This window comes from Bacillus sp. 5mfcol3.1, from assembly GCF_900114335.1.
GTDB lineage: Bacteria > Bacillota > Bacilli > Bacillales > Bacillaceae_G > Bacillus_A > Bacillus_A thuringiensis_S.
The window spans coordinates 1104575-1118508 of the sequence record NZ_FOST01000002.1; the positions used below are offsets into that span (position 1 = coordinate 1104575).

The following is a 13934-nucleotide window of genomic DNA, read 5'->3' on the forward strand; positions in this document are numbered from 1 at the left end:
GTTCTTTTAATATAGTACTCGCCACAAATAAAAAGTCGCATAAGACTCCCAATTAGCCCAGTTTGCCGCGAAATCTTTTATTTCATTTTTAGTCGGTTTATTTTCGGAACCTGTTATAAATTTAATTGCATTATGCAGACCAACATCATCAATTGGAAAAGCCGAAGGAAATCTTAAACAACGCATTAAAACATAGTTGGCAGTCCATGGTCCTATACCATGGATAGCAGTTAATTGTTTCTCAGCAACCTTTACATCTTGTGTTTGCAGTAAATCCTCTTTTGATAATTTTCTCTCTGTAATAAGCTTCGCAATACCGATTAAATATTCACATTTTCTAGTCGTCATTTTTAATTGTTGAAGATTTTCTACATGTAGATTTGCAATTGTTTCAGGTGATGGGAATATCCAATGTTTTCTACCGTCCCATTCTACATAACTTCCAAATTGCTCAACTAATCTCCTTTTTAGCGTATAAGCATATGTTAGGTTAATTTGTTGACCGATAATTCCCCAGGAAAGTGCCTCAAATAAGTCTGGAATGCCTAAAGTACGAAGGCCATAATATTGTTCAATTGGTCCTTGAAGGAGTAAATCATGTTTAGCTAATGTATAAAATGGGGCTAAATCAGTAGTTAAATCAAACCATTCTTTTACATAGTTAACTACAGCTTCACGTATCGATTTTTCAGATGTATATGGTTCTTCTAAACAACGTATTTGAATATTTCCATCTGTATTCACACTAATTTCAACTAAAGGATTTACATCTTGAACAGGGATAACTTTATAAATTTTGTTATCTTCAATATGGAACATACATTCATTGTTCGAACGTGATAGATAGCGTAAATTTTCTTGAAAACAAAATTCTTTCGGAACTGCTACAGATAATACGCTATTATATTCTGCTGTCATATGAATTCCACCTGCAACTTTTCTAATGTAAGCAATTTTTTCTTCATTTCTAATCCGCCCCTAAATCCGGTTAGTTTCCCGTTCCTCCCAATAACGCGATGACAAGGAATTGTAATAAGAAGAGGGTTAGCAGCAATAGCAGAAGCAACGGCGCGCACAGCTTTAGGTTTTTGAATTCTTTCAGCAATTTCTGTATAAGAATATGTCTTCCCGTAAGGAATTTCACGTACCGTATTCCAAACAGATAATTGAAAATTAGTTCCATAAGCATCGATAGGAAATGTGAAAGTTCCTCGCTTGTTTTCTAAATACTCGATAACTTCTTTCGTATATATTTGCAAGTAATCTGGACTATGGGTCAATATATGTTGGGGCAGTTTTTTTCTAGCCCATATATTTAATTCTTCAAAGTTTTCGTCTTGTGATCCAATGAAACATAGTCCATTTTCAGTTGCAGCAATATGAAATCGCCAATTTTTATGTGTAAGTAGCGTCCAATATATATAATTATTTTTGTAGGAATTCATTATCGTATCCCTCTTTCATTTCGTTCTTTTTTCGATATTCAGTAGGAGTAAATCCGGTTTTCTTTTTAAATAAAGTTGCGAAATACTCTGGGTTTTCTATCCCGACAGCAGTACTAATTTCTTTAATAGATTGATTTGTGTGTAAAAGGTATTCGGTTGCTTTAAGAACCCTGAATTGTTGTATATATTCTATAGGAGTTAGCCCTATTATTCTTTTGAAAGTACGCTGTAAATGAAAAGGGCTACCGTGACACATTTCCGCAAGCATGTCGAGAGTTAAGGATTCGTCATAATGCTTTTCGATATAGTCTTTAATTTGTTCTACCCACTCTTCATTAGGTAAAGTGATCCCGTTTGGCTTACAACGTTTGCACGGGCGAAAGTTTTTACTTAATGCTTGCTCTGCATGATGAAAAATTCGTACATTGTTTCTATTCGGTATTCTTGATTTGCATGATGGTCTGCAAAAGATTCCAGTTGATTTCACAGCATAAAAGAATTTGCTATCATAGGAAGAATCATTATGAATAATTGCTTGCCAATACTCATTTGTTAATGTAACTCCTTCCTTGTGCATAGAACATCACCTCTGAAATTAGTATAACCTGAATAAAGTGCGTATGTATGTATTCATAAATGTAAGAGCAAGATTACAAAGGTGAAAATATGATTGTTTTCTATTTTGTGATAGCATGAAATTTGGAAATAAACATCAAGAGGAGGACTATAAATGAAGTTAATTTCATGGAATGTAAATGGTTTGCGAGCTGTTATCGCAAAAGGTGGATTTTTGGAATATCTTGAGGAATCAAGTGCTGACATATTTTGTCTACAAGAGATTAAATTACAAGAAGGACAAATTGATTTAAATCTAGAGGGATATTATACATACTGGAATTATGCTGTGAAAAAAGGATATTCAGGAACGGCTATTTTTTCAAAAAAAGAACCGATTTCAGTTACATATGGTTTAGGCATTGAAGAGCATGATCAAGAAGGACGACTTATTACTTTAGAATTCGAAGATTTTTACATGATAACGTTATATACACCAAATTCAAAACGTGGATTAGAACGATTAGATTACAGAATGAAATGGGAAGATGATTTCAGGTCCTATATCAAACGATTAGATGAGAAAAAACCAGTTATTTTTTGTGGAGATTTAAATGTTGCTCATAAAGAAATCGATTTGAAAAATCCAAAAAGTAATCGTAAAAACCCTGGATTCTCTGATGAGGAACGAGAGAAATTTTCATGTATTTTAGAAGAAGGGTTTGTTGATACGTATCGTTATCTTTATCCTAATCAAGAAGGTGCATATTCGTGGTGGTCGTATCGTATGGGCGCGAGAGCGAAAAATATCGGATGGCGTTTAGATTATTTTGTTGTTTCGGAAAGAATGAAAGACCAAATAACAGAAGCGAAAATTAATAGTGAAGTAATGGGATCTGACCATTGTCCAGTTGAATTACATATAAATTTCTAAAAAAAGAAGTATCCATCTAACATTAGGCGGATACTTCTTTTTTAATTCAGTTTGTTAAAATTTTTCAAATCTTTCTTGAAATAATTGCATATTAAATATATACTTAGTAACGATAATCATTATCAATGAAAAATATTATCAATGGATGAGGTATAAAAGAATTATAGCTTAGGGGAAGTGAACGAGAATGAGTTCTGGATAGAATTATTAATCTAATGAAATATATATGTAAGACAAGTTTCATATAGTTAAATTTTATTGAGAATATAGTTTGGAAAATTCGAGAGGAGATATATAAAGATGAATAAAAAGTTATTTACATTAGGGATGGTTACAGTTTTAAGTGTAGGTTTAGCGGCATGTAATAGTGCGGATAAAACTTCAGGCGAGCAAAAACAACAGACAAAAGCTACGGAAACGAAAAAAGATGAAAAACGAAAAATTACATATTTAGGTAAAGAATATACAGTGCCAGCAAAAGTAGATAAAATTGCGACAGCTAGTTTAGAGTCAATGGAAGATGCGGCAGTACTTGGAATTAAACCAGTTGGTGCCATTACTGTTGGTGGTAAATTACCGAAGTATCTTGAGAAAGATTTAGAAGGTGCGAAATCTGTTGGTGAGAAAATGGAACCAAATTTCGAAACATTACTTCAATTAAAACCAGACGTTATTACATCAAGTACGAAATTCCCAGCAGAAACAGCTGAAAAGTTTACGAAAGTAGCTCCTACATTCCCGGTATCACACGTTTCAACAAATTGGGAAGATAACTTAAAGTTAATGGGAGAATTAACTGGTAAAAAAGATAAAGCAGAAAAAATTATTAAAGACTACAATTCGGACGCTGAAAAAGCAAAAGCAAAACTAGGAGATAAGTTAAAAGATAAAAAAGTACTTGTCATTAGACTAAGAGCAAATGACTTATTCCTATACCCAGAAGGAGTATACTTTAACCCTGTAATTTATAAAGATCTTGGACTAACTGCTCCAGAACAACTTAAAACGGTAAAAGCACAAGAAAAAATTTCTTTAGAAAAATTAGCTGAAGTTAATCCTGATTATATCTTCTTACAATACGAGGCAAGTGAAAATAATAAACCGAAAGTGTTAGAAGACATTGAAAATAATCCAATTTGGCAAAGTATGAACGCTGCGAAAGAAAAGAAAGTATTTGTAAATGTTGTAGACCCAATGGCACAAGGTGGTACAGCTTGGAGTAAAACAGCATTCTTAAAAGAAGCAGTGAAAAAATTATCTAAATAATACAATAAGTAAGGTGCGTTGAATGATATGCAGAAAACAAATGCAGTACCAGTAACTATATTATGTATAGCACCCATACTCATCTTATTTACAGTTATACTTTCGATTTTGTATGGGGCAAAAAGTATTGACGCTGAAACAGTGTGGAACGCATTATTTCATTTTGATTCAAGCGATGTAAATCATAATATTATTATTACTTCACGTTTACCAAGGGTAGTTGCAGCTCTTTTAGTCGGAGCATTTCTAGCCATATCAGGAGCACTTATGCAGGGGATGACAAGAAACTATCTTGCATCCCCTTCTATTATGGGTGTGACGGATGGCGCTGCCTTTGTTATTACACTTAGCATGATTTTTCTTCCGGGAATGTCATCAATTGGTATGGTTTTATGTTCAATGATTGGTTCTGCACTAGGAGCCGGTATCGTGTTTGGTTTTGGTTCGCTCCTTCAAAATGGCTTATCACCAGTTAGGTTAGCGATTATAGGAACAGTTATTGGAACATTTTTAAGTAGTGTATCGGCTGCAATGGCTTCGTATTTCCAAATTTCTCAAAATGTTAGTTTTTGGTTTAATGCAAAGTTAGATCAAGTAGATCCTAATATCATTAAAATCACGATACCGTTTGGGATAATTGGAATAATTTTAGCACTGTTAATATCAAAATCTATTACCATTCTTTCATTAGGCGAAGAGGTTTCTATTAATTTAGGGCAACGTACAAAACTAGTTAAAGCGATGGCAATTTTATCGGTAATTTTCTTAACAGGAACAGCAGTTGCTTTAGTGGGGAAAGTTGGTTTTGTAGGTTTAATTATTCCGCACATTACCCGCTTTATAATTGGGGTAGATTATAAGTGGATTTTGCCATGTGCAGGTGTTATTGGTGGCGTTTTCTTAGCGTTATGTGACGTTTTGAGTAGATTTGTAAACTATCCATTTGAAACACCTATTGGAGTCGTTACCTCTTTAATTGGAATTCCTTTCTTCCTTTATTTAATCCGTACTAGAGGAGGAGAGAGACATGCTTAAAAGTTCAAGTCAACGTTTCGGAATGACGATGGGGATTATTATATTTTTAATACTATGTGCTATTTATATTAGTTTAACAAATGGTACGTTCGATATTACGATTACAGATGTATTTAAAACACTGTTTAGAATTGATCCAGTACCAGAACATGATTTAGTTATTTTTGAGTTTCGCCTTCCGCGCATCGTAATTGCTGGATTAGTAGGATTAGGCCTTGGTGTTGCGGGTGCCGTTATTCAAGGGATTACGAGAAATGGGTTGGCGGACCCAGGTATTTTAGGAGTAAATGCCGGAGCAGGAACAGCGATCGTCATTTTTATGTTTTTCTTTCAAGGGCAATTAAAAAGCACAGACTGGGTTTCTATTATGATGATGCCAATGTTTGGTTTAGTAGGCGGATTAGGTGCAGCTATCATCATTTATCTGTTTTCTTGGAAAAACGGTAAATTAGATTCGCAGCGACTTTTATTAACAGGAATTGCAATTGGATCAGGATTTGGAGCCTTTTCTATGTATTTATCACTCAAAATGAAGTCAACTGATTTTGAAATGGCCGCAGTGTGGGTGTCTGGAAGCATATATAGTGCGAACTGGAAGTATATTGTGGCTATGTTACCATGGCTTATTATCTTAATTCCGTTTATACAAAAGAAAGCTTATTTATTAGATTTATTTCAATTGGAAGAAACTAGTATTACAAGTTTAGGTGTTTCAGTAGAAAGAGAGAAATCGATTTTACTATTAAGTAGTATCGGGCTTGTGAGCGCATGTGTTGCTGTTTCAGGGAGTATCGGTTTTATTGGCTTAATGGCACCGCATATTGCGAAAAGGCTTGTCGGTATTCAACATAAGTATATAATTCCTACGTGCGGCGTAATCGGAATGTTTCTTGTAATTGCTTCAGACTTTATTGCGAAAACAGTTTTCACACCTGTAGAGCTACCAGTTGGAATCGTTATTTCTATTGTCGGTGTACCATATTTCTTATATTTACTTTATAAGGCGAAAGCGTAAGAGGAGGAATAAAAGTGAGTATTTTAAGTGCAAAAAATTTAGAAACAAGTTATGAAAAGCTTACAGTGTTTCGCGATTTAAATGTGGAAATACAAGAAGGAAAAGTAACGACAATTATAGGTCCAAACGGTTGCGGTAAATCGACATTGTTAAAAACAATGGGAAGAATTTTAAAACAAAAAAGCGGAAAAGTATATTTACAAGGGCAAGATTTACATACAATTCCAACGAAAGAAATTGCGAAGCAGTTAGCTTTACTCCCGCAAACTCCAATTGCACCAGGTGAACTTAAAGTGGAAGAATTAATTTCTTATGGACGCTATCCACATCGAAATAACGTAAATAAGTTAACGACAAAAGATAAAGAAATGATTGATTGGGCATTAGATATAACGAAAACTTCTGAATTTCGAACGAGACAAATTGCAAATTTATCAGGTGGCCAAAGACAAAAGGTATGGCTAGCGATGGCATTAGCACAAGAAACAGAAGTGTTGCTATTAGATGAGCCAACTACATACCTTGATATGTCTCATCAATTAGATGTATTACAAATTGTGGAGAAGTTAAATAAAGAACATAATTGTACGGTTGTTATGGTATTACATGATATTAACCATGCAGCAAGGTTTTCAGATGAAATTATTGCAATGAAGGAAGGAGAAATTGTTACAACTGGTAGCCCAGAAGAAATCATTACAAATGAAGTGTTAAAAGAAGTATTTCATATTGATGCACGTGTCATGATTGATCCGTATAACGGGGCTCCTGTTTGTTTCGGTTATGATAGCGTTGTATCTCAAGAAGAAAAAATCGAAATATATGTAACAAGTTAAAAAGGGGGGGATAGGGTGAATACTACAGTTGAAAAACAGCAGATTATAACATCTAATACAGAGCAGTGGAAAATGTATTCAAAATTAGAAGGTAAGGAATATCAAATTCATATTTCAAAGCCGAGGCAACCAGCAACGGATTCAGGATATCCTGTCATTTACGTATTAGATGGCAATGCCTTTTTTCAAACATTTCATGAAGCAGTTAAAATACAATCAGTAAGAGCGGAAAAAACCGGTGTTTCACCAGCTATTATAGTAGGAGTGGGTTATCCAATTGAAGGCGCATTTTCAGGGGAAGAAAGGTGCTATGATTTTACGCCTAGCGTAATTTCAAAAGATGCCCCTTTAAAACCAGACGGTAAACCGTGGCCTAAAACAGGAGGAGCACATAATTTCTTTACTTTTATTGAAGAAGAACTGAAACCACAAATTGAAAAGAATTTTGAGATTGATAAAGGTAAGCAAACTTTATTTGGGCATTCTTTAGGTGGCCTATTCGCTTTGCATATACTATTTACAAACTTGAATGCTTTTCAAAATTATTTTATTAGTAGTCCATCTATATGGTGGAATAATAAATCCGTTCTTGAAAAAGAAGAGAACCTTATAATTGAATTAAACAATGCTAAGTTTGAAACAGGAGTGTTCCTTACAGTTGGATCACTTGAACGAGAGCATATGGTTGTAGGTGCAAATGAATTATCAGAGCGCCTTCTCCAAGTAAACCACGATAAACTTAAATTTAAGTTTTATGAAGCTGAAGGGGAGAATCATGCATCTGTTGTGCCGACGTCTTTAAGTAAAGGATTGAGGTTTATTAGTTACGTATAGGAAAAAAGGTTATGGATAAAACATTCCATAACCTTTTTTAATATGTAGAATTGTCCTTTTCGAAAGTTTTGTTTCAACTTTTCGTCTAAAGAGACAAAAAGTTGTCACAAATCGGTCACAATTAGCATAAACATAAAATAGACGAAATGAACTTATTTCCAAAAGGCTTGGTTTATTTCAATCATGATTCGTAGAGTTGAAAAAGCATGGATTAAAAGTTCACTATATTCCCAAGGAGGTAGATCGTATGAAAACTATTCTTGCTATCGCTGGACTTATTTGGGTTTTATCGCATGGCATTCCAATTTATGAAGGAGAACAAATTCGCAGTGCTCTAAATAAAAATTTTAATGAATATCATATCATTGATCGGCAAGATAATGTTGTGACAGTTCGAGTAAATGACTGTTTTCATACGGTAACCGTTGAAGGAACTTCAGTAGTGAATGATACAAAAGTATGTGATCAGCAATAATTATATATGGAAAGAAAAATTCTCGGATTAAATATCTGAAAATTTAAATTTAAACATTATAGACGAAGAATAAGCGGGGGCGGGTAATCCCCGCTTATTCTTGTTTCACTTTATTGAATTTTGATGAGAGATATAATGATTTTTTGACAAAAAGGAAAGGGTATACTGAAAATTGAGATTAAGAAGCTAATGAGTTGTTAAGAATAATCATAAAGTGTAAATATACTCTTATGGGGTATCATGCGTAGATATTTAATGCTATAATTGGTATACTCATAAAAAACAATTGTTTTATTGGATGAAGAGAAACTTTAAGAAGGTGATAATATGGATCATAAAGAGCATGAAGCAGTAACACATAGATCAGAAAAAGAAAAAGAACAGATTATAAATAGATTAAAGAGAATTGAAGGACAGGTCCGCGGTATTCAAAACATGATTGAAAATGATCGTTATTGCGTAGATATTTTAGTGCAAATTTCAGCGATTAATGCAGCGATGAAAAAAGTAGGAATGGGCGTTCTCAAAAATCATACGAGTCATTGTGTTTCAGGAGCTATTAAAAATGGAAATGGTGACGAAGCAATTGAAGAATTAATGACAGTATTTGAACGTTTTTCAAAAGCGTAAAAACAAGCTAGTATTTAACTGGCTTGTTTTTTTGTTTACCCTCATATTGGATTTTGGTGTATTGTAGTGAAAAAGTGTGTGTAAAATAAACTTTTAGAAAATAATTGAAAAATCATGATACAAAACCATTGATTACCTTAGGGGGGTATGGTAAGATGTAATTGTGATTAACAAACAATGAATAAACAAGAGGAGGATTTTAAATGGAACAGTTAACATTACAAGTTGAAGGTATGTCTTGTGGACATTGTGTAAATGCTATCGAAAGCAGTGTGAAAGAGCTAAACGGTGTTGAACAAGTGAAGGTTCAATTAGCAGAAGGAACTGTTGAAGTTACTATCGACTCGTCTGCTGTAACATTAAAAGATATCGTTGCTGTAATCGAAGATCAAGGATACGATGTTCAATAATTATTTTTAGATATGGAAATAAATCGTACTTTAAATGAAGTACGATTTATTTTGCTAATAATTATACCTCATAAGGGTATATAGAGGTGAGAGACATGAATGAAAAAAAAGAGGCCAATCTTCAAATATCAGGAATGACATGTGCGGCATGTGCAAATAGAATTGAAAAAGGTCTAAAAAAAGTAGAAGGTGTTCATGAGGCAAATGTAAATTTTGCGCTTGAAAAAACAAAAATAATGTACGATCCAACTAAAACAAATCCGCAACAATTTAAAGAAAAAGTTGAATCATTAGGATATGGAATTGTAAGTGATAAAGCTGAATTTACTGTTTCAGGAATGACATGTGCAGCATGTGCAAATAGAGTTGAAAAGCGTTTAAATAAGTTAGATGGTGTGAACAAGGCGACAGTAAATTTTGCTTTAGAATCAGCCACAGTAGACTTTAATCCTGATGAAGTTAATGTAAATGAAATGAAGAGCGCGATTACGAAGCTAGGATATAAATTAGAAGTGAAACCAGATGATCAAGATGCATCAACTGATCATCGATTACAAGAAATTGAAAGACAAAAGAAGAAGTTTATTATTTCGTTTATTTTATCTTTCCCATTATTGTGGGCAATGGTTAGTCATTTCTCATTTACGTCATTTATTTATTTACCGGATATGTTAATGAACCCTTGGGTGCAACTAGCACTTGCAACTCCTGTTCAATTTATCATTGGTGGACAGTTTTATGTTGGGGCTTATAAAGCGTTACGCAATAAAAGTGCTAATATGGATGTTCTCGTGGCGCTTGGAACGTCGGCCGCGTACTTCTATAGTGTATATTTAAGTATTCAATCTATTGGTTCTTCGGAACATATGACAGATTTATATTTTGAAACGAGTGCGGTACTTATTACATTAATTATTTTAGGTAAATTATTTGAAGCGAAAGCAAAAGGGCGCTCATCAGAAGCAATTAAAAAATTGATGGGTTTACAAGCGAAGACAGCTACAGTTGTGCGAGATGGAACAGAAATAAAAATTTTGATTGAAGAAGTAGTAGCTGGTGATATCGTCTATGTAAAGCCTGGTGAAAAAATACCAGTAGATGGTGAGATTGTAGAAGGAAAATCAGCGATTGATGAATCGATGTTAACGGGTGAAAGTATTCCTGTTGATAAGTCAATTGGGGATGTAGTAATAGGTTCGACAATAAATAAAAATGGTTTTTTAAAAGTGAAAGCAACTAAAGTAGGCAGAGATACTGCATTAGCTCAAATCATTAAAGTAGTAGAAGAGGCACAAGGTTCAAAAGCTCCTATTCAAAGGGTAGCGGATCAAATTTCAGGTATTTTTGTACCGGTTGTAGTTGTGATTGCGATTATCACATTTGCAGTATGGATGATATTTGTTACACCTGGTGATTTTGGCGGAGCACTTGAGAAAATGATAGCAGTACTTGTTATCGCTTGTCCATGTGCATTAGGTCTTGCAACGCCTACATCTATTATGGCAGGATCAGGAAGATCGGCTGAGTATGGTATTTTATTTAAAGGTGGAGAGCATTTAGAAGCAACGCACCGATTAGATACAGTTATTCTAGATAAAACAGGTACTGTGACAAACGGAAAGCCTGTGTTAACAGATATAATTGTAGCAGATGGATTCCATGAAGAAGAAATACTACGTTTAGTAGGTGCGGCAGAAAAAAATTCTGAACACCCACTTGCAGAAGCGATTGTGGAAGGAATTAAAGAAAAGAAAATTGATATTCCAAGTTCAGAGACGTTTGAAGCGATTCCTGGATTCGGTATCGAATCAGTCGTAGAAGGAAAACAATTATTAATTGGCACACGTCGATTAATGAAGAAATTCAATATTGATATTGAAGAAGTTTCAAAATCAATGGAAGAGCTAGAACGAGAAGGAAAAACAGCAATGCTTATTGCAATCGATAAAGAATATGCTGGTATAGTTGCCGTTGCAGATACTGTGAAAGATACTTCAAAAGCAGCTATCGCAAGACTGAAAAAAATGGGTCTAGACGTTGTGATGATTACAGGAGATAATACACAAACTGCTCAGGCGATTGCAAAGCAAGTTGGTATTGATCACGTAATTGCAGAAGTATTGCCAGAAGGAAAAGCAGAAGAAGTGAAAAAACTGCAAGCAAATGGTAAGAAAGTAGCGATGGTTGGAGATGGGATAAATGATGCTCCTGCTCTTGCTACAGCGAACATTGGTATGGCAATTGGAACGGGAACGGATGTAGCGATGGAAGCAGCGGATATAACGTTAATCCGCGGTGATTTAAATAGTATTGCTGATGCGATCTTTATGAGTAAAATGACGATAAGAAATATTAAACAAAATTTATTCTGGGCATTAGCTTATAACGCGTTAGGAATTCCAATTGCGGCATTAGGCTTCTTAGCCCCTTGGGTTGCTGGAGCAGCGATGGCATTTAGTTCTGTATCCGTTGTATTAAATGCATTACGATTACAAAGAGTTAAATTAAAATCTTAAAAAGTTACATTAAGTAATTGAATAGAATTAAAGAACAATACTTTGAATAAGTATTGTTTTTTTGTTCGTATAGAAATTAAAACGATATAATAAAGAAGAATTATTGAATCGTATGTAGTAGAAAAGTTAAGAGGTAGTTTGGTAAGGAGACTTATATATGTTAAAAGATATTATAATTAGAACATTTCAGAAAGAAGATTTAAATCAAGTATTACAATTGTTCTATGAAACAGTTCATACGGTTAATGCAAAAGATTATAATGAGTTACAGCTACAAGCATGGGCACCAGATCGACTAGATAGAGAAAGCTGGTTAAAGTCTTTAGAAAAGAATATTAGTTATGTAGCGGATCATAATGGTGTGATAGTCGGATTTGGAGATTATAATGAGGATCATTACGTAGATCGTTTATTTACACATAAATATTATCAAGGGAAAAGGATCGCCTCATCCATATTACAGAAGTTAGAAAAAGAAGCAGTGAACCTAGGGCATAGGGAAATCTATACAGAAGCGAGTATTACAGCAAAACCTTTCTTTGAAAGTAAAGGTTTTATTTGCATAAAGGAACAAAAGAAACAGCATAATGGTCAGATTTTTATTAATTATGTTATGAAAAAAATATCCTTCTCATAAATGAGAAGGATATTTTTCATTATTTTACAGCTTCTTTTAGTTCTTTACCAGCTTTGAAAGCAGGTACTTTAGAAGCTGCGATTTGCATTTCTTCACCAGTTTGTGGGTTACGGCCTGTACGAGCAGCTCTTTCACGAACTTCGAATGTACCGAATCCGATAAGTTGTACTTTTTCACCAGCAGCTAAAGTGTTAGTGATTGATTCTACTACAGTTTGTACAACTACAGTAGCTTCTTTTTGAGAAATCTCAGCATTTTGTGCTACGTTTTTAATTAATTCTGTTTTGTTCATGTTTTTCACCTCATATGTAAATAATGCTATTTAAGTTGTTATTATAACGTATAAAACATTCGAGAACAAGTGTACGTACATATATTCGCAAAAAAAATGAAATTTGTAATATTTTTTAGGACATTTTATAGACATTCCATTTAAGCGGACAGAGATTTGTTCTTCATTTCAGTCTTCTCTTGATAAGAAGGTAGTTTCTTATTATAAGATATGAAGTAAGGTAGTGCTACAAATAACATACCTCCTACTAAATTTCCGAAGAAAACAAAAATGAAGTTTGGAAAATATTCGATCCAAGTTAAATGACCGGCAAAAATTGCAGCTGGGATGACAAACATATTGGCTACAACGTGTTGAAATCCAATTGCAACAAAAGTCATAACTGGGAACCAAATACCGATAATCTTTCCGATAAATTCTTTACTTCCCATACTGAGCCAAACAGCTAAACAAACGAGCCAATTACATCCGATTGCAGAAATAAATGCTTGCAATGGTGTATCTTGTAGTTTCGCTTGAGCGATAGAAATAGTTTTCGCTAAAAAAGCTCCTTCAGTTAAGCCGACGATATGACCGAAAAAATAGGCTACGAATACAGCTCCTATGAAATTGCTAAATGTAACAATAACTAAATTTCGTATGAAATAAAATAAAGTAATTTTCTTTTGGAGCCAGGCCATAGAAACTGTCATCATGTTACCAGTTACTAGTTCACCGCCTGCAAGAATAACGAGAATAAGACCAACAGGGAATACAGCAGCGCCTAGAAAACTAGAAAATGATCCCCAATATTTTGGCATTGTCCCAATAACATGAATATCGAGTAAATACCCTAATGCGATAAAAGCACCACCAAAAAAACCAAGAATTAGCATAGGGAGCAATGATAAATGAGCTTTTTTCCTTCCTGAATTCGCAGCAAGTTCCGTAATTTCTTCTGGTGTAAATACAGACATGAATAATCCCTCCGTAATAAAATGATGGAATGAATAGAAAAAATTTCAAAAATCTATGTATTATAAAAATATGTTATGACTTCTGTATAAAATTGTCA

16 protein-coding genes are annotated in these 13934 nt (G+C 34.0%); 11 read left to right on the forward strand and 5 right to left on the reverse strand.

From position 1 onward, the window contains the following. Positions 1 to 6 precede the first annotated feature (6 nt). Genes BM089_RS15165 through BM089_RS15175 form a run of 3 tightly spaced genes read right to left on the reverse strand, consistent with a single transcriptional unit; the run spans position 7 to position 2022 of the window. Positions 7 to 918 (reverse strand): DNA-3-methyladenine glycosylase 2, encoded by a 912-nt coding sequence (locus BM089_RS15165; RefSeq protein WP_065222995.1) that lies wholly within the window; start codon positions 916 to 918, stop codon positions 7 to 9. Beyond that, positions 915 to 1445, reverse strand: coding sequence for a methylated-DNA--[protein]-cysteine S-methyltransferase (locus tag BM089_RS15170; RefSeq protein WP_065222996.1), 531 nt, complete (start codon positions 1443 to 1445; stop codon positions 915 to 917). Before BM089_RS15170 ends, BM089_RS15165 begins: the two co-directional genes overlap by 4 nt. After that, positions 1426 to 2022 carry a bifunctional transcriptional activator/DNA repair enzyme AdaA gene (locus tag BM089_RS15175; protein WP_090977240.1) on the reverse strand — a complete coding sequence of 199 codons (597 nt, stop codon included), beginning with the start codon at positions 2020 to 2022 and terminating at the stop codon, positions 1426 to 1428. The genes BM089_RS15170 and BM089_RS15175 overlap by 20 nt, the downstream gene beginning before the upstream one ends. Positions 2023 to 2175: 153 nt before the next feature. On the opposite strand from BM089_RS15175, the gene BM089_RS15180 reads away from it, so the two are divergent. The 11 genes from BM089_RS15180 (at position 2176) to BM089_RS15230 (ending at position 12588) form a co-directional block, all read left to right on the forward strand. Then, positions 2176 to 2934: an exodeoxyribonuclease III gene (locus tag BM089_RS15180; RefSeq protein ID WP_090977242.1), complete on the forward strand. Its 759-nt coding sequence runs from the start codon at positions 2176 to 2178 to the stop codon at positions 2932 to 2934. A 300-nt stretch (positions 2935 to 3234) separates the two neighbouring features. Further along, complete coding sequence (locus tag BM089_RS15185; RefSeq protein ID WP_090977244.1) at positions 3235 to 4200, forward strand: iron-hydroxamate ABC transporter substrate-binding protein; 966 nt, start codon at positions 3235 to 3237, stop codon at positions 4198 to 4200. 27 nt (positions 4201 to 4227) lie between these two features. After that, positions 4228 to 5235 carry a FecCD family ABC transporter permease gene (locus BM089_RS15190; protein ID WP_001173064.1) on the forward strand — a complete coding sequence of 336 codons (1008 nt, stop codon included), beginning with the start codon at positions 4228 to 4230 and terminating at the stop codon, positions 5233 to 5235. Continuing rightward, positions 5228 to 6250: a FecCD family ABC transporter permease gene (locus tag BM089_RS15195; RefSeq protein WP_090977247.1), complete on the forward strand. Its 1023-nt coding sequence runs from the start codon at positions 5228 to 5230 to the stop codon at positions 6248 to 6250. Before BM089_RS15190 ends, BM089_RS15195 begins: the two co-directional genes overlap by 8 nt. A 14-nt stretch (positions 6251 to 6264) precedes the next feature. Continuing rightward, on the forward strand, positions 6265 to 7086 hold the full coding sequence (locus BM089_RS15200; protein WP_000025764.1) for an ABC transporter ATP-binding protein: 822 nt from the start codon (positions 6265 to 6267) through the stop codon (positions 7084 to 7086). Between the two features lie 15 nt (positions 7087 to 7101). Further along, positions 7102 to 7920 carry an alpha/beta hydrolase gene (locus tag BM089_RS15205; protein WP_090977249.1) on the forward strand — a complete coding sequence of 273 codons (819 nt, stop codon included), beginning with the start codon at positions 7102 to 7104 and terminating at the stop codon, positions 7918 to 7920. 247 nt (positions 7921 to 8167) lie between these two features. Then, on the forward strand, positions 8168 to 8395 hold the full coding sequence (locus tag BM089_RS15210; RefSeq protein ID WP_000849103.1) for a hypothetical protein: 228 nt from the start codon (positions 8168 to 8170) through the stop codon (positions 8393 to 8395). Positions 8396 to 8722: 327 nt separating this feature from the next. After that, complete coding sequence (locus tag BM089_RS15215) at positions 8723 to 9025, forward strand: metal-sensing transcriptional repressor (RefSeq protein WP_000349637.1); 303 nt, start codon at positions 8723 to 8725, stop codon at positions 9023 to 9025. A 203-nt stretch (positions 9026 to 9228) separates the two neighbouring features. After that, entirely contained in the window at positions 9229 to 9435 is a 207-nt protein-coding gene (copZ, locus tag BM089_RS15220) for a copper chaperone CopZ (RefSeq protein WP_000436973.1), read from the forward strand. Between the two features lie 95 nt (positions 9436 to 9530). Next, positions 9531 to 11951 carry a heavy metal translocating P-type ATPase gene (locus BM089_RS15225; RefSeq protein ID WP_001003176.1) on the forward strand — a complete coding sequence of 807 codons (2421 nt, stop codon included), beginning with the start codon at positions 9531 to 9533 and terminating at the stop codon, positions 11949 to 11951. A 157-nt stretch (positions 11952 to 12108) separates the two neighbouring features. Beyond that, positions 12109 to 12588: a GNAT family N-acetyltransferase gene (locus BM089_RS15230; protein ID WP_000910164.1), complete on the forward strand. Its 480-nt coding sequence runs from the start codon at positions 12109 to 12111 to the stop codon at positions 12586 to 12588. Between the two features lie 19 nt (positions 12589 to 12607). On the opposite strand, the gene BM089_RS15235 is transcribed toward BM089_RS15230, so the two are convergent. Next, complete coding sequence (locus BM089_RS15235) at positions 12608 to 12880, reverse strand: HU family DNA-binding protein (RefSeq protein WP_001043904.1); 273 nt, start codon at positions 12878 to 12880, stop codon at positions 12608 to 12610. A gap of 140 nt (positions 12881 to 13020) precedes the next feature. After that, positions 13021 to 13836 (reverse strand): formate/nitrite transporter family protein, encoded by an 816-nt coding sequence (locus BM089_RS15240; protein WP_090977251.1) that lies wholly within the window; start codon positions 13834 to 13836, stop codon positions 13021 to 13023. Positions 13837 to 13934: the final 98 nt, after the last annotated feature.